At 67.4% G+C, this 19,008-nt stretch carries 20 protein-coding genes and 1 tRNA gene; 7 read left to right on the top strand and 14 right to left on the bottom strand.

The features are described from left to right. Positions 1-34 precede the first annotated feature (34 nt). The 3 genes from FB560_RS07270 to FB560_RS07260 are packed head-to-tail and all read left to right on the top strand — an operon-like array spanning position 35 to position 2,598. On the top strand, positions 35-706 hold the full coding sequence (locus FB560_RS07270) for a DedA family protein (protein ID WP_141871745.1): 672 nt from the start codon (positions 35-37) through the stop codon (positions 704-706). Positions 707-710: 4 nt separating this feature from the next. Next, a complete protein-coding gene (locus FB560_RS07265; protein WP_141871744.1) occupies positions 711-1,736 on the top strand; it encodes an App1 family protein in 1,026 nt (341 codons plus the stop codon). A gap of 1 nt (position 1,737) precedes the next feature. Next, positions 1,738-2,598 carry a 3-methyladenine DNA glycosylase gene (locus FB560_RS07260; RefSeq protein WP_141871743.1) on the top strand — a complete coding sequence of 287 codons (861 nt, stop codon included), beginning with the start codon at positions 1,738-1,740 and terminating at the stop codon, positions 2,596-2,598. Positions 2,599-2,602: 4 nt separating this feature from the next. On the opposite strand, the gene FB560_RS07255 is transcribed toward FB560_RS07260, so the two are convergent. From FB560_RS07255 to FB560_RS07230, 6 genes are all read right to left on the bottom strand, one after another. Next, entirely contained in the window at positions 2,603-3,793 is a 1,191-nt protein-coding gene (locus FB560_RS07255) for a glycoside hydrolase family 3 N-terminal domain-containing protein (protein ID WP_170198086.1), read from the bottom strand. 33 nt (positions 3,794-3,826) lie between these two features. Next, positions 3,827-4,483: an NAD(P)H-binding protein gene (locus FB560_RS07250; protein ID WP_141871742.1), complete on the bottom strand. Its 657-nt coding sequence runs from the start codon at positions 4,481-4,483 to the stop codon at positions 3,827-3,829. 29 nt (positions 4,484-4,512) lie between these two features. Beyond that, positions 4,513-5,040, bottom strand: a complete 528-nt coding sequence (locus tag FB560_RS07245; protein WP_141871741.1) for a hypothetical protein — start codon at positions 5,038-5,040, stop codon at positions 4,513-4,515. Then, positions 5,037-5,828, bottom strand: coding sequence for a hypothetical protein (locus FB560_RS07240; protein WP_141871740.1), 792 nt, complete (start codon positions 5,826-5,828; stop codon positions 5,037-5,039). The genes FB560_RS07245 and FB560_RS07240 overlap by 4 nt, the downstream gene beginning before the upstream one ends. 66 nt (positions 5,829-5,894) lie before the next feature. Further along, positions 5,895-6,965 carry an NAD(P)-binding domain-containing protein gene (locus FB560_RS07235; RefSeq protein WP_141871739.1) on the bottom strand — a complete coding sequence of 357 codons (1,071 nt, stop codon included), beginning with the start codon at positions 6,963-6,965 and terminating at the stop codon, positions 5,895-5,897. Positions 6,966-7,026: 61 nt separating this feature from the next. Then, the gene (locus tag FB560_RS07230; protein WP_141871738.1) at positions 7,027-7,467 is read right to left on the bottom strand and encodes a GNAT family N-acetyltransferase; all 441 of its coding nucleotides are present in this window, start codon (positions 7,465-7,467) and stop codon (positions 7,027-7,029) included. A 109-nt stretch (positions 7,468-7,576) separates the two neighbouring features. Here FB560_RS07230 and FB560_RS07225 point away from each other — a divergent pair. The 3 genes from FB560_RS07225 (at position 7,577) to FB560_RS07215 (ending at position 8,906) form a co-directional block, all read left to right on the top strand. Continuing rightward, positions 7,577-7,649 (top strand) — tRNA-Ala (locus tag FB560_RS07225). 264 nt (positions 7,650-7,913) lie between these two features. Next, complete coding sequence (locus FB560_RS07220; RefSeq protein WP_170198085.1) at positions 7,914-8,600, top strand: response regulator transcription factor; 687 nt, start codon at positions 7,914-7,916, stop codon at positions 8,598-8,600. 117 nt (positions 8,601-8,717) lie between these two features. Then, the gene (locus FB560_RS07215) at positions 8,718-8,906 is read left to right on the top strand and encodes a hypothetical protein (RefSeq protein ID WP_141871736.1); all 189 of its coding nucleotides are present in this window, start codon (positions 8,718-8,720) and stop codon (positions 8,904-8,906) included. 20 nt (positions 8,907-8,926) lie between these two features. Here the strand turns inward: FB560_RS07215 and FB560_RS07210 are convergent, their stop codons facing one another. The 8 genes from FB560_RS07210 to FB560_RS07175 all read right to left on the bottom strand — a co-directional run bounded on the left by FB560_RS07210 (position 8,927) and on the right by FB560_RS07175 (position 17,168). Then, complete coding sequence (locus FB560_RS07210) at positions 8,927-9,208, bottom strand: hypothetical protein (protein WP_141871735.1); 282 nt, start codon at positions 9,206-9,208, stop codon at positions 8,927-8,929. 96 nt (positions 9,209-9,304) lie between these two features. After that, the gene (locus tag FB560_RS07205) at positions 9,305-10,384 is read right to left on the bottom strand and encodes an Lrp/AsnC family transcriptional regulator (RefSeq protein ID WP_229673193.1); all 1,080 of its coding nucleotides are present in this window, start codon (positions 10,382-10,384) and stop codon (positions 9,305-9,307) included. Further along, positions 10,330-11,229 (bottom strand): alpha/beta fold hydrolase, encoded by a 900-nt coding sequence (locus tag FB560_RS07200; protein WP_141871734.1) that lies wholly within the window; start codon positions 11,227-11,229, stop codon positions 10,330-10,332. Before FB560_RS07200 ends, FB560_RS07205 begins: the two co-directional genes overlap by 55 nt. A gap of 32 nt (positions 11,230-11,261) precedes the next feature. Continuing rightward, positions 11,262-12,440, bottom strand: coding sequence for a M24 family metallopeptidase (locus FB560_RS07195; protein ID WP_141871733.1), 1,179 nt, complete (start codon positions 12,438-12,440; stop codon positions 11,262-11,264). A gap of 9 nt (positions 12,441-12,449) precedes the next feature. Beyond that, complete coding sequence (locus FB560_RS07190; RefSeq protein WP_141871732.1) at positions 12,450-13,349, bottom strand: ABC transporter permease; 900 nt, start codon at positions 13,347-13,349, stop codon at positions 12,450-12,452. Next, positions 13,346-14,308 carry an ABC transporter permease gene (locus FB560_RS07185; protein WP_141871731.1) on the bottom strand — a complete coding sequence of 321 codons (963 nt, stop codon included), beginning with the start codon at positions 14,306-14,308 and terminating at the stop codon, positions 13,346-13,348. Before FB560_RS07185 ends, FB560_RS07190 begins: the two co-directional genes overlap by 4 nt. A gap of 32 nt (positions 14,309-14,340) precedes the next feature. Continuing rightward, positions 14,341-15,960 (bottom strand): ABC transporter substrate-binding protein, encoded by a 1,620-nt coding sequence (locus tag FB560_RS07180; protein WP_141871730.1) that lies wholly within the window; start codon positions 15,958-15,960, stop codon positions 14,341-14,343. Next, positions 15,960-17,168, bottom strand: a complete 1,209-nt coding sequence (locus FB560_RS07175; RefSeq protein WP_141871729.1) for a dipeptidase — start codon at positions 17,166-17,168, stop codon at positions 15,960-15,962. The genes FB560_RS07180 and FB560_RS07175 overlap by 1 nt, the downstream gene beginning before the upstream one ends. 159 nt (positions 17,169-17,327) lie before the next feature. Here FB560_RS07175 and FB560_RS07170 point away from each other — a divergent pair, with 159 nt between their 5' ends. Continuing rightward, complete coding sequence (locus FB560_RS07170; RefSeq protein WP_211349956.1) at positions 17,328-18,995, top strand: dipeptide ABC transporter ATP-binding protein; 1,668 nt, start codon at positions 17,328-17,330, stop codon at positions 18,993-18,995. Positions 18,996-19,008 lie beyond the last annotated feature (13 nt).

Genomic DNA, 19,008 nt, shown 5'->3' with positions numbered 1-19,008 from the left:
GACTAGGACCGTCGCGCTCCCGTATCCTCATGGGGTGGATGACCTGCTGCTGTGGATGTTCGACTTCGTGCAGTCCATCGATCCGGTCACCCGCACGCTGATCGCCGGCATCGCCGTGCTGCTCGAGACGAGCGTGCTCATCGGCCTCATCGTCCCGGGCGACACGATCGTCATCATCGCCTCGATGGGCGTCGCCACGCCTCTCGAAGGTGTGTTCATGGTGATCGCCGTGGTGATAGGTGCGCTGATCGGCGAGAGCATCGGCTTCGTCCTCGGACGCTGGCTGGGACCCCGCATCCGTGTCTCGTGGCTGGGGCGCCGTATCGGGGAGCACAACTGGGTCAGGGCCGAGCGGTATCTAGAACGCCGCGGCGGCCTCGCCATCTTCCTCTCCCGCTTCCTGCCCGTGCTGCACTCGCTGGTGCCTCTGACCGTCGGGATGAGCGGCTACTCGTACCGGCGGTTCCTGGCCTGGACGGCGCCCGCGTGCCTGCTGTGGGCGACCGCCTACGTCTCGGTGACGTCTCTCGCCGCGGGGGGATTCCGCGAGCTGGTGGATCGCGTGCATTTCGCCGGCTACATCTTCGTCGGCATCATCGCCCTGTTCCTGCTGCTGGTCTTCCTCGGGAAGAAGCTCCTCACCCGGCTCGAGTCGCGTCATCTGGACGCACCCGACACGGAACACGAGAGCGACGTGAAAGACTGAAGCAATGGCTTCCGCACCCCCGGCGCCCCGAATCCACTGGTTCGCCCGTCTTGAGCACCGCCTCCATGTGTGGCGCGAAGGTCGAGCGCGCCGTCGAGGCCGCTCCGCGACGATCGTGCCGTTCCCCGGATACGGGGGCCCTGGCTGGGTCCGCGTGGTCGGGCGTGTGCTGATCGTCCCCACGCAGCGCCGCAACAAAGACGGTGAACTGGCCAGCGTGCGCGGCTGGCGCAGTTTCGTCGGCATCCCCGTGAGCTTCGCCGCCGTCGACGTGCACATCGGCGACACCACCCACCACGTGGTCGCCGATCGCGGCGGGGTGGTCGACACCCGGATCGCCGCAGACCTGGAACCCGGCTGGCAGACGTTCACGATCTCGGTCGAAGGTCAGGAACCCGTGGAGGCGCGGGCGTTCATCGTCGCCGAGTCCACGAACTTCGGTGTGGTGTCCGACGTCGATGACACCGTGATGGTCACCGCCCTCCCGCGTCCGTTCATCGCCTTCTGGAACTCCTTCGTGCTCGACGAGCACGCGCGGATCCCCGTTCCCGGCATGGCCGTGCTGCTGGATCAACTGCTCCGCCAGCACCCGGGTGCCCCCATGGTCTACCTCTCCACGGGCGCATGGAATGTCGCTCCCACGCTCTGGCGCTTCCTCGGGCGGCATCTGTTCCCTGCCGGCTCCATGCTCCTGACCGACTGGGGCCCCACGCACGATCGCTGGTTCCGAAGCGGCCGCGAGCACAAGCTCACGAACCTGCGCCGCCTGGCCACGGAGTTCCCCGACGTGAAATGGCTGCTGATCGGCGACGACGGGCAGCACGACGAGTCGATCTACACGCAGTTCATGGACGAGCATCCGGAGTCCGTCGCCGGCGTCGCCATCCGCCGGCTGCTTCCCGCCGAAGCCGTCATGGCTGGTGGACGCGCCGGACGCGAACCCCACTCCGAAGACACCGCGCCCTGGGTGAGCGCCGAGGACGGCGCCGGGCTGCGCGATCTGCTCGGCGAGGCCGGCATCCTGCACTGACATGGCCCTGACACGCGCCGACTGGCTCGTCCGAGAGGCCGCTCATCACGAGCGGGCGGATGCGCTCACTGCGGACCACCGCGCACGGTCGCAGCGCGGCGAGAAGCACCCGGTCTGGGACTTCCTCTTCACGTACTACGGCTACAAGCCCGCGCAGGTGCGGCGCTGGCACCCGGGCGCCGGCGTGGAGCTGGAGAACGCTCCGGAACGATCGGCCTGGCGCTGGTACTCCCCCGGCAGGTCCGCAGACAGCGTCGTACCGGACGCCGCTGCCTTCGCGGCGGAGAAGTCCGACCTCGCGGGACTCGTCGAGCGGATGCTCCGCCGCACGGCATCCCGCCCGGGACAGTTCGGCTGCTTCGGGCTGCACGAGTGGGCGATGGTCTACCGCGCGGACGAGCTCCGCCATGCGGTTCCTCTCCGTCTCGGACAGGCCGGAACGGATGCCGTGGTCGAGAACCACGATCTGCGCTGCACCCATTTCGATGCGTTCCGGTTCTTCACCCCGGAAGCTGTGCCGCGCAACCGCTCTCCCTTGACCCGTGAGGATCAGCCCCTGTTCGAGCAGCCCGGCTGCCTGCACGCCGGGATGGACCTGTACAAGTGGGCGACGAAGCTCGGACCGCTCATCCCCGGAGAGCTGCTGTTGGACGCGTTCGAGCTGGCGCGCGACATCCGCCTGCTCGACATGGAGGCAGCGCCCTACGACCTTGCGCCGTGGGGTGTGATCCCGGTCCCTATCGAGACCGCCGAGGGCAAGGCCGAGTACGTGCGTCGACAACGGGGATTCGCCGACCGCGGCGCTGCTCTGCGCATCGCGCTCCTGCAGGCATGGCTCGGAACCTCCGTCAGGGTCGCTTGACGGCTCAGCCCGCCGGCGTGCAGTCGGGGCACACCGTCCAGGCGGAAGTCGCCGACGAGGTCTGCAGCCGCAGCGCCATCACGCGGGTGGCCGCTTCTTCGAGGCGCTCAGCAGGCAGCGTTCCGGCATCGACCGCTGCGGCGATCGCTGCGGCCATCTGACCGGCGGTCTCCCTCGACGAGCCGGCGATCATGAGCACGAGGTCGTTCCCCGCCGCGACAGCGGTGACGGCGTTGGCGATCGGGTCGGCGTACTCGGGCACGCCCGACGACGTCAGCATGCCGAGGTCGTCGGTCACCGAGACGCCCTCGAACCCCATCTCCTCACGGGCGATCCGGTGCCAGGTCGAGGACATCGACGCCGGTTCCGCATCGACGGCGGTGTAGGCCAGGTGCCCGAACATCAGCAGGGACGCCCCGGCATCGATCCCTGCGACGAAGGGCACGGCGTCCGAGGTGCGCCACTCCTCGAGAGTCATACCCGTCGACGGGATCGCGTGGTGCGAGTCCCCGGGCGCGGCTCCGTGACCGGGGAAATGCTTGAGCGTGGAGCCGAGGAACTGCTCCTGTGCCGTCGTCGCAGCGGCGACGCGGGCCGCGGCGCTCGAAGGATCCGTTCCGAGCGCACGCCCGTAGATGAAGGAACCGGGGTCGGAGGTGACATCTGCCACGGTGCCGAAGTTCACCGTGATCCCGGCGCGAGCGACCAGAGACCCTCGCGCGGCGAAAGCCCTCGTGCTGTCGGCGACGGGCAGGTTCTTCAGTGTCGTCGATGCCGGGTAGTCGTCGCCGGGCAGCCGGGAGACGATTCCGCCCTCTTGGTCGACCGCGATCAACGGCGGGAGTGCCGGGTCGATCGTCAGCGCGGCCGTGAGCTTCTGCAGTTCGATGTCGGAACCGGGGATGTTCGCGCCCATCAGGATGAAGCCGCCGAGCCCGCCCTCCATATAGGAGCGCAGCTCGGCAGGGTCCGTGCCGGAGACGTGGCCCATGACGATGCTGGCTGCCTGCTCTGCAGTGCTCATCTGCGCCACCCGCTCGGCCGCGCGCGCGGAAGGCCCGGCACCCGGAGCCTCGGTCGCAACGACCACCGCCCGCTGCGCCGGAGCATCCTGCGCAGCCGCGGCAGGAGTGGACGCGGCGGCGAGGGCGACGAGCACCACGCCCGCCACCACCGCTCCCCGTCGTCTTCTCATGATCTGCCGCTCAGCCTCTGATCGGTGCCGCGCTCAGCAGCCGAGAGCGTCGGCGATCGGCTCGGCCGCGGTCTCATCTCCATTGCCGAAGCGGAGCGTGCGTCCGATCGTGCAGGGCTCCACCAGCGTCGCGGCGATGACCGCGGCCACATCAGCTCGCGCTACGGCCCCACGCCCGTCGGGATCGATCTGGATCCTGCCGGTCGGCTCGTCGAAGGTGAGCGTCCCGGGAGCGAGGATCGTGCCTTCCAGCGACATGCTGCGCAGATGCTCGTCGGCCGCCCACTTGGCGTCGGCGTAGGCGAAGAAGGAATCCTCCGGCGGCACGCCGTGGTCGGCCGTGGAGCCGAGCCAGGAGACCATGACGTAACGGCGTACACCCGCGCGCCCTGTGGCGTCCATGGAGCGGATCGCCGCATCACGATCGACGGCGTAGGTGCGTTCCGGGGAGCCGCCTCCGGCACCCGCCGACCAGACCACGGCATCGTGACCGCGGATGACCTCGGCGATCGCATCGACATCCATCTGCTCGACGTCGGCCACGAGCGCCCGCGCTCCGCCTGCTTCCACCTCCTCGGTGTGCGCCGGATTGCGGATGACCGCCGTCACCTCGTCTCCCCGTGCCACCAGAAGTGGCGCGAGGAGCAGGGCGATACGGCCGTGGCCGCCGAACACGATGATGCGGGACATGGTTCCTCCTCTGTCTGCCCTGCTGGATCTCAGCGGGGCGTCTGCGAGCTGTCGATGACGAAGGCCTGCGGGTGGCCGGGCAGATAGCGCACCACGACCGGCTCCCCCGTCGGGAAGTACGCGTCGCGGTCGGGATACACCGCCGGCGTGAAGAAGTTGCTCTCGATCGTGTACTCCACACCCTCTGCCGTCGTGAAGGTGACCCAGTCACCGTCCGTGGTGGCTGTCGTCGGGCGGCCGTTGTCGTAGATGTAGGCGCGGGTCACCGGCACTCCCGTGAGGCTCAGGATTCCGATCACCAGCGATCCGAGCATCACGAAGGCGAGGATCCGGAAGACGATTCGCCGCACCCGACCGGCGATCTGCCCGCGCGGCCGATCCTGCGCGCGCAGGAGCCCTTCGCGTTCGCGGATCTGCCGCAGCCCCCCGGCGGCCGTCGCCCCGCGTGCCGACATCACGAACAGTCCGAGAATCGAGAAGCCTGCGATGAACACCATCGCGTAGCCGTGCGCAGCAGGGAAGTTCAGCAGCCAGAAGACGGAGTCCATCGGATTCATCGGGCCGCCTCCTTCTCGATCGTGATCGCGATCGTCTGCGGATCCTCCCGGCGGTAGAACGCCCAGATCGGCGCCCCGACCTGAAGCCGCGAGATCGCCTCGGGATACACGAAGACCGTGGTCTCGGCCTCCCACGTCGCCGCGCCTTCCGGCGCCATCAGCACCCGCAGGGCGAGCTCGCTCTGCCCCTCGCGGCGCTGCCCGGTCGGGCGCACCTCCAGAACGGATGCCGGCACCTGGATCCCCGTGGTGCGCGCCCTGACCTGCCGCGGATCGATGAGCCCGCGCTCGATGCGCCACGCGATCAGCGCGTCGGACACCAGAGGGTCGTTCGGATCGGCGAGCTCGACGATGTCCTGATCGGCGAGGCTGTACCGCACGGCCAGCGGCAGTCCGACCTGAAGCGTACCGAGGTCGCTCGGCTCCACGAGCATGCGCAGCTGCGCGATGAAGTCCTGCTCGGCGCGCGGCGTCACCCGGATGAACAGGTCGTACTGCGGCACATCGTTCACCGTGAGACCTGTGCGGGAGACCTCGACGATGCGCCCGACGCCGATCTCGGCGTCGCCGCGCACCTTCGTGCGGCGGCCGAGACCGGACATCGTGCCGCCGAACGTCAGGAGCAGACCCCACGCGACGCCGATCATGATCGGGGCTCCCAGCGTGTCCTCCCCGGAGAACGGCAGGATCGACTCGCGCTGGTTCACGCCGAACAGTCCTTCGCCGACCCAGATGACGAGCCAGACCGAGAGCACCAGCCAGATGATCGTGAAGACGATGCGGAGCATTCCCTCAGCGTACCGACGGCATCCGACGAGCGCTCCTCGCACAGCGAAAGGCGCCGCCACGGCGGATCAGGTGCGCACCGCCTCCGCGGGCGCGGAAGCCAGCGCGCGCTGTACCCCCTTCGCCGCAGAACGACCCGCACGGTTCGCGCCGATCGTGCTGGCGGAGGGTCCGTATCCGACGAGCTGGATGCGCGGATCCTGTACCGCTGTGGTCCCGCGTCCGTGGCGGTCGAGCTGGATGCCGCCCGCAGCGCTGCGCAGGTGCAGCGGGGCCAGGTGACTGATCGCCGGCCGGAACCCGGTCGCCCAGAGGATCACATCGACACGTTCGAACGAGCCATCCGCCCACCGCACACCGTCGGGCTCGACGCGCGCGAACATCGGCCGCCGTGCGGCGTAGGCGCCGAGCGCCTCTGCCGCACGTTCCTGTGGCCGCAGCATGAGGCCCGTGACACTCACCACGCTCTGCGGAGGAAGCCCCTGCGCGACGCGCTGCTCCACCAGGGCGACTGCCGCGGCTCCCGCCTCCGGGGTGAAATCATCGGTGCGCCAGATCGGCTCGCGCCGCGTGACCCACAACGTGTCCGTCAGCGGAGCGAGTGCACCGAGGAACTGCACCGCCGATGCGCCGCCGCCCACCACCAGCACCCGCTTGCCGACGAAATGAGCCGGTCCCGGATAGTCGACGGTGTGCAGTTGCTCACCCAGGAACATCTCCATCCCGGGGTAGTGCGGCAGGAAAGGGTGGGTCCAGGTGCCGGTCGCGTTCACGAGTGTGCGCGCTCGCCACTCGTCGTTCCCCGCCCGCACCGCGAGCATCCCGTCCTCCTCGTCGACGCGCTCCACGGCCACCGGCCGGATGACCGGCAGGTCATAGGTGCGTTCATAGGCGGCGAAGTACGCCGGTACGGCGACGTTCGCGCGCTCGCCGTCGCGCGGTGGCGGGGTGTCTCCCGGTAGCTCGGCCACGCCGTGCACATCGCGCATCGTGAGAGCATCCCACCGGTGTCTCCACGCTCCCCCCGGCTCGGCATCCGCATCCAGCACGACGTGCGAGATCCCGAGGCGCGCCAGATGGAACGACGACGAGAGACCCGCTTGCCCTGCACCGATCACGATGCTGTCGAGGATGTCCACGTCTGAGTGAACGTCGGAGCCGGCGCCGTTGTTCCGCTCGTCCCCAGACACGGAACCGTGATCAGAGCTCGATCTCGTAGTGAGTGAACCCGGTGTGCGACGCCACCCGGTCGTACACGCGACGTGCGGTCGCATTGCCGTCCTGCGTCAACCAGTACACCTTCTCGCACCCCTGCTGCTCCGCCCAGGTGCGCACGTGTGCGATCAACGCGGTCCCGGTTCCCGCACCGCGCGTGCTGGGACCGACGAACAGGTCCTCCAGGTAGCAGTATCCGGAGATGCTCCACGTGGAAGGGTGGGTCAACCAGTGCACCAGACCGATCGCAGTCCCGTCCTCGTCGCGGGCGATGGCTCCGTGCACCCCCGCATCGGCGGTGAGACGTCGGAAGGTCTCTGCGGTGACCTCGGCGGGAAGCTCGGACTCGTAGAACCGCAGATAGCCGTCCCACAGCTCCGACCACGCGTCGAAGTCCTCCGGGCGGATGGGCAGGATGCTCGTCATACGGTCAGCCTAGGCGCGGCGCGCCCGGGAGGGAGGCGCCGATTGGTGTTCGCGCTGATTCGTGTAGTACTCTTTTCGAGTTGCCCCGCGGTACGAAAGGGCAGCATGAGGGCCTGTGGCGCAGCTGGTAGCGCACCTGCATGGCATGCAGGGGGTCGGGGGTTCGAGTCCCCCCAGGTCCACAATGAACCCCTGGTCATCCAGGGGTTTTTTGTGTTTCACGGGACCGAAGAAAGCGGCGACTCGCCTCGTGTGCGCGCTGCGACGACGCCTGCCTGAGTCGACCAGGAGCGCGTACGTCTCCCCCGACCGCCGCCCAGGCACGTGGACAGCGGCATGGGCGATGGGTATGCTCTGCGTCAGGGAGAGTGCCGCTGACCCGAAAAGGGGCACTTATGTCTGTCAACGTCGGAATCATCGAGGATCACACCGTGATGCTTCGAGGGATGATCGCTATCCTCCACAGCAGTGACGACGTCCGAGTCAGGGCAGCCGCCCCGACGGCGTCCGCCCTGGTGGCGGCATCCCCCGGACTGGATGTCGTGATCCTCGCCCTGAACCTCATCGACGGCTCCACCCCCGCTGAGAACATGCGTCGCCTGAAGCCGCTCGGCGCGCGCGTCATCGTGCACGCGCCCGACGCGCAGCCGTATCTCCTCAGAGAAGCGATGCAGGCCGGCGCACTCGGCGCTCTTCCCCGAACCGCCGACGCTTCACAGACCATCGCGGCCGTCCGCCGAGCGTCCGCCGGCCACGCCATCCCGGGGGCGGCGCACTCGACGACGCGCGTCGGCGCCCCCTCGTCCGACCCGATCGCGTTGAGTGCACGGGAATCCCAGGTGCTCGCGCTGTATGCGTCCGGACGAACCGCCACACAGGTGGCGCAACGGCTGCATGTCGCTCCGGCGACAGTAATCGAGCACATCCGCAACATCCGGGCGAAGTACGTCATCGTCGATCGTGCGGCGCCCACGAAGGTCGATCTCTTCCTCCGAGCGGTCGAGGACGGCCTGATCTCGCCGGGGGCGAGGATCGCTGCGGATCACTCGCCTGACGCTCCCCTGTCGGCGGTCCACCGCGCATCGAGCGCCGAGGAACGGTCGCGGGCCGACCGTCTGGCGCTGTCGCGATAGGCCGCGCGAACGTAGGCGGGGCGGATCTTGTACTCCGAACCCCGATGCGGGTCAACCCGCTCCCCTGCGCGCCCCTGGTCGTCCTACCGTGAACGCACCTGACGAAAGGACACGACCATGTCGAACCCCATCCCCCCGATCGTGCCGATCCCCGACGACGACGCGACCGACGGCGTCCCCACCCGCGAGGTGGACGGCGAGACGGTGCTCGATCCCGATGCGGACGACGCGCAGGTCACGAGCGTCGAGGCCGATCGGATCGCGAGCAGCGCGGATGCCGACCCGTACGACGATGACGACGAGTGATCCGACCCTCCCCTGTCGCCCTACGCGGGCGGCGGGGGAAGATGCGGGATGGTCACCGGGCGTGTGGCCCTGCTGACGCTCAGCATCCGCTGCACATCGTCGAGCACCGCGAGTGCAGAACCGTAGCGCGTTGCGAGCGGCAGGTCGCGCAACCAGACGACTTCGACCTCGGTGTCGTCCAACTCATAGACCCGGGCGACGGCATGCCGGGAGTCATCGGGTGGGTAGCGCAGGTCGCTGATCACCCACTCCGATCGTGAGACTCGGCGCAGCGCGCATCTCGGATCCGGTACATCAGACATTCCTTAGCCCTCCCAGACCTCGTCCCCCGCATACGAGTGTGCGCGAGGAGGCCACGGCAGGATAGACCCTTGACAGGATCTCCCGAATGACCAGGGTCAGTGGATCGCGGCCTCTGCGGAAGCCACCTGGGCCCGCCACCACGGGGTCTCGATGAACCCGCGCTTCATGAACACCAGCTCCATCGCCGCGTTCCATCCCCGCACACCCTTGAGGTGGGCGATGGTGCCGGTGAGGAAGTCGTGCAGCGTCTCGGTCGAGGGCAGGATGATCTCGCAGTACAGCGAGTTCTCCTCCAGCACCGTGGCGAGGAAGCGCACCGACACGTGCTGAGCGAGCGTCTGTGCGACGGAAGCGAGGTGCGAGGGTTCGACCCGGAGCATGAGCAGCGTCTCGGCGCTCATGCCCAGCGCAGACGCCGGCACCATCGTCACGGTCGTGAGGCAGCCCGCACTGCGCATGCGCTCATACCGGCGACGCACGCTGCTCTCGTTCATGTCGAGCTTCGCGGCGATCGACAGGAACGATGCGCGCCCGTTGATGCTGAGCTCCTCGACGATCGCGTGGTCGGCGTCATCGAAGTGCGTGGGATCACAGGTGTTCGGCGCCGGCATGTAGGACTGCGGGTCGGCCGTGGGCTCGGCATGGGAGTCGTACAGTTGACGCCCCCAGTCGAAGCTCACCTTGTACGTGTGCACCACGAGGTCGCTGCGCCACCGCTCGACGCCCGGGATCCCCTGCAGATCGGTGAGCACATGCGCGTAGTTCGCGGAGTCGCCGGGGATCACGACCTCGGCGAAGACATCGAACTTTCCCGTCACCAGGGTGACGAAGCGCACGTAGGGCGATCCGATCAGCGACTGGGCCACGGCGAGCTGCGCACCCGGCGTGCAGTTGATCCGTACGAAGAACGTCTCGACATGGCCCTCGCTGCCGAGTGTCGGCACGATTCCGACCCGCACCACGCCCTCGGCGAGCAGTTGCTGCCCGCGGCGGGTGACGGTGGAGACGGATGCCCCGGCGAACTCGGCGATCGACGTCCAACTCGCCCGCCCGTCCTGCTGGAGAGCGACGACGATGCGTCGGTCGAGGTCGGTCACGTCTCGAGAGATATGCACTCCGCTCATCGTGTCGGCGGGCACACCCGGTGCAGGAACGCTCGCACTGTTCTGGTCCACGCCTCTGCCTCCTCGATCTGCGGCGAATGTCCCGACTTCTCGAACACCACCATCTCAGAATCCGGAATGAGATCGGCGATCACCTGGCTACACGATACTGGCGTGATCCAGTCCGTCCGTCCCACGGTGATGAGTGTCGGCACTCCGATCTCCTGCAGCCGGGGCTTGAGGTCGTAGTTCGGCAGGTTCACCGAGAACGCGTAGTTGTGAGCCTGATAGCGGTACGGCGTGGCCTGCACCTTGCGCTCGACCGCCTCAGGATCGTAGGTGAAGTCGTACAGCGGCAGGATCTCGCGCCAGCAGTCCTTGAGGTCCTCGTCGTCGTACACCTGTCCCACATCGATCCGATCGAACTTCTCCATGTCGATGGTCACACGGTCGGATGCGAGGGCGTTCTCGCGCGCGAGATGCGCGTTCGAGTTGTCGGGCGAGGTGTCGCGCAGCACCACGGCCGACACGCGCTCCGGGTACCGCAGCGCGTATTCCATCGACATGAATCCGCCGTAGGAGCCGCCGGCCATCACGATCTTCTCGGCGCCGATCCACTCGCGCAGACCGTCGATGTCGGCGGCCCACTGCTCGTGACTGTAGGTGCCCTTCCCCTCGCTCTGTCCGCTGCCGCGCGCATCGAACACGATCACGCGGTACTCGTCGGCGAGGCGGCCGAAACTGGCACGAGGTTCGGCCCGTGACCCCAGCCCCGGGGCTCCGTGATGGGTGATGATGACCGGCGCGCCTTCGGGTCCGAGCACCTCCACGGCCAGGTGGTTGCCGTTGATCTCGACCCACTGGTGGTCGGTCGTGGCGGCGGCGAACTCGGGAGACACCTCGGGCGTCGATGACATGTGTTCCTCTTTCTCGGATGGTGGTGTGGCGCTCAGAGCGCGATGGTGCAGTCGTCGAGCGCGCGCGGGAAGGTGGTCAGCGCCTCGGCACCGTCCGCAGTCACGAGCATGCTGTCGCTGATCCGGTAGCCCGCATGTCCCGGCACGTAGATGCCCGGCTCGTTGGAGACCACCATTCCCGCTGCGAGCAGGGTCGCATCGCCGTCTTCCAGCCACGGAGCCTCGTGCATGCCCAGTCCGATCCCGTGGCCCTGGCGGTGGCGGATGAACGCGCCCAGGCCGGCGTCGCGGATGACGTCGAGGCACAGCCGGTTCGCCTCGCGGCACTCGAGCCCGGCGCGGATGGTGTCTCGTCCCACCTGCTGCGCGGCACGGATCGTGTCGTGATAGCGGCGCTGATCGTGCGTCGGTTCGCCGAGCACGAAGGTGCGCTCGCCCTCGATGAAGCGGCCTCCCACCGCGCATCCCAGCGACAGCATGAACGTGTCGCCGGCCTTGAGGCGGTTGACCGAAGGGAGCCCATGCGGGAATGCGGAGTTCGCGCCGGAGTAGACCAGTCCCCCCGCGAGGAGTGAGGCGACGACGACGTTGCGATGCTCCGCATACATGAGCCCCGTCCCCGCGGAGGTGACGTGGCGCTCGAGCTCCGCCTCGGTGGGCAGCTCTCCCCCGGCGGCGACGGCGTCGGTCACCAGCTGCACGCCGGCGTCCAGCATCCGGTCGGTGATGCGCGCGGCCTCGCGGTGCAGGACGATCTCCTCCGGGAACTTCACGTAGCGGGCACGGGTGACGAGATCGGAACCGATGAACTCCGTGTCGGCCATGGCCGCTCGCACGGCGCTGAGTCGCTGGTGCGACATGGTCGACGCGAAGCCCACCCTGCAGCGGCGCCCCACGACGTCGGCGAGCACCGCGAAGGGCGGCACGACGCCCGGATACTCGAAGAAGGCGACGAGCTCCGCGCGAGCCGACTGTGATTCGGCGTACTCCCGTTCCAGCTCGGGCAGCAGCATGACGACGCGTCCGGTCAGGTCCAACCAGATCGCCACGGGCCGCTCCGACGGGTGATGGAAGAACCCGGTGAGGTAGGCGATGTCCTCGGGGTGATCGGTCAGGAAGGCGTCGAAGCCCTCCTCCGCCATCCGCTCCCGCACGCGCGCCTGCACGCGATCGAAGAACGCGGGGGTGAGACGCTGATCGAAATCGGTCATGTCGGGCTCCTAGCGGGCGAGATGACGCGGGTTGCGCGCGTCGTTGTACGAGATGGAGAGCAGCGTCGCCGAGAGCACCAGGATCAGGATCGCGATCGACGGGAACAGCGTCAGCCACCACGCGCTGACCATGGCCCCGGCCTGCTGGGCCTCGTAGAGGATCCGTCCCCACGACCAGGTGGTCGGATCTCCGAGCCCGAGGAACGCGAGCCCCGCCGCCGACAGCACGGCACGCGAGGCGGTCACCACGACAGAGACGACCACGACCGGCGTCACAGCCGGCAGCACGTGGCGGGTGATGATCCACAGCGGCGAGGTCGTCATGAGCCGAGACGCGTCGACGTACGGGAGCCCGACGACGGTGAGCGCCTGCGAGCGGACGAGTCTGGTCACCTCGGGCCACGAGAACGCCGCGACCACGAAGATGATCGTCGAGGTGCTCGGACCGACCAGCGCGGCGATGAGGATCATCAACGGGAGCACGGGCAGCGAGAGCGTCATGTCGACGATCACGCTGATGAAGCTGTCCAAGCGCCGGAAGTACGCACCGACCACAGCGATGATCGTGCCGAAGATGATGGCGATCACGGATGCCGCGACCGCGACGAGCACGCTCTGCTGCGTACCCCAGATGACCTCGGAGAACACGTCGCGTCCGAGGGCGTCGGTGCCGAACCAGTGGTCACCGCTCGGGGGACGCAGCACGTCAGGGCCGTAGCTGGCGGGGTACGGGGCGATCAGGGGTGCCGCGAGAGCGATGATCACGAGCAGGATCAGCAGTCCCAGGGAGATCATGCCGAGCGGGTCGCGTCGGAACGCACGCCAGGTGTGGGCGCTGGCGCGCTCGCTTCCTGCGGCGGTCGGCTCGCTGGGAGCGAGGGTCTCGGAGGAGGGAATCGGAGCGGTCATGAGGTCTTCACTCTCGGGTCCAAGTAGCCGTAGACGATGTCGGTGAGCGTGTTCGCGACCACCACGGTGGCGGCGAGCATCAGGAAGGCGCCCTGCAGCACCGGGAAGTCGAGCTGGGTGACGGCTTCGTAGATGCCGCGTCCGATGCCCGGGTAGGCGAACACGGTCTCGGTCAGCACGGCGCCGCCGACCAGGAACCCGAGCTGCAGGCCGATCAGGGTGGTCGTGGGCAGCAGCGCGTTGCGCAACGCGTGCTTCCAGAGGATGCGCCGGCCGCGGAGTCCGTTCGCCTTCGCGAGGAGGATGTAGTCCTCGCCGAGCGTCTCGATCAGCGTCGAGCGCATCGTGAGCACGTAGGAGCCGACCTGGATGAGCATGAGCGACACCGCAGGCAGCACCAGGTGCTGCGCGACACTCAGATACCACTCGAGTCCGTAGGTGTTGTTCGTGTACGCGCCGCCGATCGGGAACCATCCGAGGTTCAGACCGAACACGAACAGCAGCAGGATCGCGACGCTCGGGACGAACAGCGACTGCCCCGTCACCCCGATGATCTGCACGGCGCGGTCGATGAAGCGCCCCTTGTGGGATGCCGCCGCGACACCGAGCGGGATGCCGATGATGATCGTCAGCACGAGTGCCGTGATGGTCAGCAGCAGTGTCCAGGGCAGACGCTGCAGGAGAACGTCGAGAACGGGAATCGACTGGGTGAACGAGATACCCAGGTTCCCCTGCAGCAGCTGCCACATGTACAGGCCGTATTGCACGATCAAGGGCTGATCCAGCCCGTACTGCTCGAGGATGGTCGCCCGGATGGCATCCGTCATGTTCGGACTCGCCAGCGCCAGTGCAGGGTCACCGGGCAGCAGCCGCAGGAGCAGGAACGTCACGGTCACGGCGAACCAGATCGTGAGCAGACCTCGACCTGCGCGACGGAGAATGAACGATGCTCGGGACACCCGGGCGACCTTCCTCGAGATTTCGGTGGTTGTTACTCGACCGGGTGCGCGCTCGCGAGCGAGAGCGGGTTCACGATCGAGAGCAGTTCACTCGGCTTCGAGATGAAGCCGGCCCACTCGTCGCTGGCGGCGAAGAACAGGTTCTGCGTGTACATGATGTTGTCGTAGACCTGCTCGTGCACGATCTTGTTCGCCTCGCGCATGATCGAGATCTTGTCGTCCTCGTCGAACGTCATCATGCCCTCTTCGATCAGGGCGTTGAGGTCGGAATCATCCACGTGGGTGTAGTTGATCGCTCCCCCGGGAAGGTACGACAGTGCGAAGTTCGTGACCGGGTCGTCCATGATCGCGAAGTTGCCCGCATAGATGTCGTAGTCACCCTCACTCGTCTGCGCCAGGTACGTGTTGCGCTCCGTCCCCTGCAGCTCGATCGTGATGCCTGCCTCCGCCGCGCTGTCCTTCACCATCTGCGCCCACTGGCTGGTGACGCTGTCCTGCAGCGAGTAGATCAGACGGAACGAGACCGGGAAGTCGCCGCTGGCGTCTGCCGTGTAGCCGGCCTTCTCCATGAGCTCGCGCGACTTCTCGGGATCGAACTCGTATTCGGTCACCGAGTCGTCGTAGTACTTGGCGAGCACCGGCATCAGCGCGCTGGAGCCCGTCGAGACGGCCTGGCCCTGCAGCACCACGGTGCGGATCGCGTCGTAGTCCACCGCGTGGGCGAGCGCCTGGCGCACCTCGGTCTTCGCGAGGTCGGGCTTGTCCATGTTGTAGACCAGGTGCGCGTAGCCGAGTCCCGGTGCCTCGATGACCTGCAGGCCGTCGGTATTGCTGAGCTGTTCGACCTGCGCCGGCGGGAGCGCGTTCGCGATCACGTCGATCTCGCCGCTCTGCAGGGCGAGGATCTCGGTGTTCACGTCCGGATACACGCGGTAGACGACTTCCGCAGGTCCCGGGACGCCGCCGTCGACCAGCGGGTAGTCCTCGACGCGCTCGAGCGTGTAGTGCTGGCCGACCTGGAAGTCGCTCATGATGAACGGGCCCATGCCGACCCAGCCGCCGTCGCTGCCGTCGTTCGCGAACTCGGCGATCGACCCCTGGGGGTCGAAGACGTGCTTCGGCACCACGACGCCCCAGAAGCCGATCTCCTCGATGATCGAGGAGTCGGGCTGCGTGAGCGTGAGCTCGACGCGGGTGTCCGACACGGCCGTCGCCGTGTCGAGGTTGCCGAGCTGACCGTAGAAGGTACCGGGAGCCTGATCGCGCTTGACCGCGTTCAGGGTCCACGCCACGTCTTCGGCCGTGAGCGGCTCACCATCGCTCCAGGTGAGATCGTCGCGGATCTCGTAGAAGCCGGTGGTGTCGTCCACGTAGCCCCAATCGGTGGCCACGTGGGCCTCCTTGGTGCCGTCCTCGCTGATGCTCAGCAGGTGCGGATACATCAGGTTCGTGATCCACGAGTCGGTCCGGCTGTTGCCGAGAACCGGGTTGAAGTTGACCACATCTGTCGTCGTGCCGATGCTGATCGTCTCGTCGCTCGGGCCGGTGCTGCCCGAGGACTCCCCCGGCTCCGGCGCGGACGGGGCGCACCCGGCGAGACCGACGGCGAGAGCCGCGGCCGCGCTCAGGGCAAGGAACTTGCTGTGTTTCATCAGACCCAAACCTCCTCGAGTACGCGCATGGTGTTGCCACCGACGACGGCGCGAATCTCGTCGTCGGAGTAGTCGTGCTTCACAAGCCAGCCGATGATGTTGTAGAACGCCTCGGCAGGGTTCTCGATCCCGTCGACGTACGGCTGCTTCTCGTACTCGACGTTGGCGTGCGCCTGGCCGAGCGACAGGTTCGACGAGAACGCATCGTGCAGGCCGACGTGGTCGCCGAACAGGGTGTCGGGGCCGAAGCTCACATGCTCCAGACCCACCAGGTCGACACAGTACTGGAAGTGGTCCATGACGGATTCCAGCGAGTGCTTCGGGTGCTGCGGCGAGATGGTCGTGTGCGGTGCCGCCTCGATGCCGATCACACCGCCGCGCTTGGCGCACTCGATGATCGTCTCATCCGTCTTCATGCGGTTGGTCGGCCACAACCCGCGGGCGCCGGCGTGCGTGATGAACACCGGGACCTTCGAGTGCGCGATGACATCGAGACAGGTCTGGTCACCCGAGTGCGAGATGTCGATCGCGATGCCCAACTTGTTCATGCGTTCGACGGCGCGCTCGCCGAAGTAGGTCAGTCCGCCGTCGCCGCGCTCCTTGAGCCCACCGCCCAGCATGTTCGCCTCCGAGTAGGCGATGCCCATCTGACGCACGCCGAAGCCGTAGAGCACGTCGAGACGGTCGACCTCGTTCTCGATCATGGTGGAGGCCTCGAGCGCGAAGATGTGCGCGACGCGTCCGGTCTCCGCCGCGTGACGGATGTCCTTGATCGACTCGGCCTTGATCACGAAGTCCTGGTGCGCGAGGTCCGCCATGCGCACGCCGAGGTCGAACAGGACGTCCTGGTACTTCCACCCGGCGTCGCTCGAGATGCAGCAGGTGCCGTCCATGCCGTTGTCGAAGACAGCGGTCAGACCCGAGCGAGCGAGGCCCTGGTAGCCGGTGGGTTCGCGGCCCTGGCGGATGTGGTCGCGCAGCTCCCCCATGTCTTCGGGAAAGACCTGGACGTGCTCGTGCAGGGAGATCACGGTCTCCTCGCGCAGCAGGCGCTCGGTGCGCTCCTTCTGCGCATCGCTGAGTTCCAGCCCTTCATAGGCCGGAACCCGGCCGATCTGCTTGGCGTAACGGAACTCGCGATAGTCCTTGCCCGCCTCGAGGTACTCATAGGCGGTGTAGCCGGTGTAGCGGTCTGCTTTTTCGAGCACGGATGCGCTCCTTCGGTTCGATGATGCGGGTGCGACTCCCGAGCGATGTTCGGGAGATTTCACTCGAATCTCGATGATTTCGGCGCAGATGTCAACCTTGATGATGAAATTCGGCTGAGATGTTTCCTGTTCGAAACAATTCTGAGGGAGAATACTGGCATGATGACATCCATGGAGAACTCGTCAGCACCTGCGCATGGCATCGTCCTCGACGTTCACGGCCTCACCGTGACGCTGTCCAGCGACGGTCGCCGCAATCGCGTCGTCGACGGCATCGACTTGACCGTGCACCGCGGCGAAGTCTTCGCGCTGCTGGGGGAATCCGGCTCGGGGAAGTCGATGACGGCGCGAGCGATCATGGGTCTGATCGACAAGGGCGATGTCGATGCCGAGAGCATGAGTCTCAACGGCACGGACCTCCTGTCGCTGAGCGCCGAACAGCATCGCCGCCTGCGCGGAGTGCAGGTGAGCCTGGTGATGCAGGATGCCCTCTCCGCCCTGAACCCCGTGCTGAGCATCGGGGACCAGATCATCGACCTCATCCGTGCGCACCGCACCGTGAGTCGACGAGCAGCCGAGAAGCGCGCCGTCGAGCTCCTCGGTCTGGTCGGCATCCCCACGCCCGACAAGCGGGTGCGCGACTTCCCCCACCAGTTCTCCGGCGGGCAGCGCCAACGCATCCTCATCGCGATGGCCATCGCGCTGGAGCCCGACCTCATCATCGCGGACGAGCCGACCACCGCTCTCGACGTCACGGTGCAGGCCCAGATCCTCGATCTGCTGCTCTCGCTGCGCGAACGCCTGGGCATGGGCATCCTGCTCATCACCCACGATCTCGGAGTCGTGATGGAGGTGGCAGACCAGGTCGCCGTGATGCGCTCAGGGCGCATCGTCGAGGCCGGTAGCGCCGACAACGTGCTCACCGCACCGCAGCATGACTACACGAAGCAGCTGCTGCACTCCATGCCGCGCGACGTGAGCGCGGCGAACGGAGACGTGGACGCGCCGCCGATCCTCGAGGGCCGAGGCCTGGAGCGCACGTTCCGCTCGGGCAGCGGCCGCCGTGCACATCGCGTCGCCGCCGTCGCCGGAGTCGACCTGCACCTGCGGAGCGGGGAGATCCTCGCGATCGTCGGCGAGTCCGGAAGCGGCAAGTCCACGCTGGCGCGGATGCTGGTCGGCCTCGACACACCGGATGCCGGCACGCTGAGCTACCGCGATCAGGACGTGACCCGCGGTCGCCTGCGGGATCGCAAGATCCTCCGCCGAGGCGTGCAGATGGTCTTCCAGGACCCGTACATGTCACTGAATCCGCGCATGACCGTGCAGCAGATCATCGCCGAACCTCTGGCGGCGAACAGATCGGGAACCCCCGCGACCCGTCGCGAACGGGTCGCGGAACTGCTCGAGCTCGTCGGACTCACACCCGAGATGGGCTCGCGTTTCCCGCATCAGTTCTCCGGCGGACAGCGCCAGCGCATCGGAATCGCCCGCGCCCTCGCACTGCACCCTGACGTGCTCGTGTGCGACGAACCCGTCTCCGCGCTCGACGTCTCGATCCGCGCGCAGATCATCGACCTGCTGTGCGATCTGCGCGAACGCCTGGGCATGTCGATCGTCTTCATCGCCCATGACCTCTCGCTGGTGCGCCACATCGCCGACCGCGTCGCCGTGATGTATCTGGGCAACATGGTCGAGATCGGGGACACCGAAGAGGTGTATCGCCACCCGTCGCACCCCTACACGCGGTCGCTGCTGTCGGCGATCCCCCCGCAGACGCGCGCCGAACGAGGCATGCTGCAGCGACGCACGGCATTGTCGGCCTGACATGAGTCGCCGC

The organism is Microbacterium saperdae, assembly GCF_006716345.1.
Taxonomy (GTDB): Bacteria; Actinomycetota; Actinomycetes; order Actinomycetales; family Microbacteriaceae; genus Microbacterium; species Microbacterium saperdae.
The sequence above is the reverse complement of the archived record's forward strand: the minus strand, read 5'-3'. Positions and strand labels throughout refer to the sequence as shown.

Excerpts from the sequence above, each read along its gene's own strand:
- FB560_RS07240 (WP_141871740.1), bottom strand. The coding sequence starts at position 5,828 with ATGCTCCGCATCGTCTTCACGATCATCTGGCTGGTGCTCTCGGTCTGG.
- FB560_RS07230 (WP_141871738.1), bottom strand. The coding sequence starts at position 7,467 with ATGACGAGCATCCTGCCCATCCGCCCGGAGGACTTCGACGCGTGGTCG.
- FB560_RS07260 (WP_141871743.1), top strand. The coding sequence starts at position 1,738 with ATGGCCCTGACACGCGCCGACTGGCTCGTCCGAGAGGCCGCTCATCAC.
- FB560_RS07210 (WP_141871735.1), bottom strand. The coding sequence starts at position 9,208 with ATGTCTGATGTACCGGATCCGAGATGCGCGCTGCGCCGAGTCTCACGA.
- FB560_RS07195 (WP_141871733.1), bottom strand. The coding sequence starts at position 12,440 with ATGACCGATTTCGATCAGCGTCTCACCCCCGCGTTCTTCGATCGCGTG.
- FB560_RS07190 (WP_141871732.1), bottom strand. The coding sequence starts at position 13,349 with ATGACCGCTCCGATTCCCTCCTCCGAGACCCTCGCTCCCAGCGAGCCG.
- FB560_RS07255 (WP_170198086.1), bottom strand. The coding sequence starts at position 3,793 with ATGAGAAGACGACGGGGAGCGGTGGTGGCGGGCGTGGTGCTCGTCGCC.
- FB560_RS07250 (WP_141871742.1), bottom strand. The coding sequence starts at position 4,483 with ATGTCCCGCATCATCGTGTTCGGCGGCCACGGCCGTATCGCCCTGCTC.
- FB560_RS07245 (WP_141871741.1), bottom strand. The coding sequence starts at position 5,040 with ATGAATCCGATGGACTCCGTCTTCTGGCTGCTGAACTTCCCTGCTGCG.
- FB560_RS07265 (WP_141871744.1), top strand. The coding sequence starts at position 711 with ATGGCTTCCGCACCCCCGGCGCCCCGAATCCACTGGTTCGCCCGTCTT.
- FB560_RS07220 (WP_170198085.1), top strand. The coding sequence starts at position 7,914 with ATGATCGCTATCCTCCACAGCAGTGACGACGTCCGAGTCAGGGCAGCC.
- FB560_RS07200 (WP_141871734.1), bottom strand. The coding sequence starts at position 11,229 with ATGTCATCGACGCCCGAGGTGTCTCCCGAGTTCGCCGCCGCCACGACC.
- FB560_RS07180 (WP_141871730.1), bottom strand. The coding sequence starts at position 15,960 with ATGAAACACAGCAAGTTCCTTGCCCTGAGCGCGGCCGCGGCTCTCGCC.
- FB560_RS07170 (WP_211349956.1), top strand. The coding sequence starts at position 17,328 with ATGATGACATCCATGGAGAACTCGTCAGCACCTGCGCATGGCATCGTC.
- FB560_RS07215 (WP_141871736.1), top strand. The coding sequence starts at position 8,718 with ATGTCGAACCCCATCCCCCCGATCGTGCCGATCCCCGACGACGACGCG.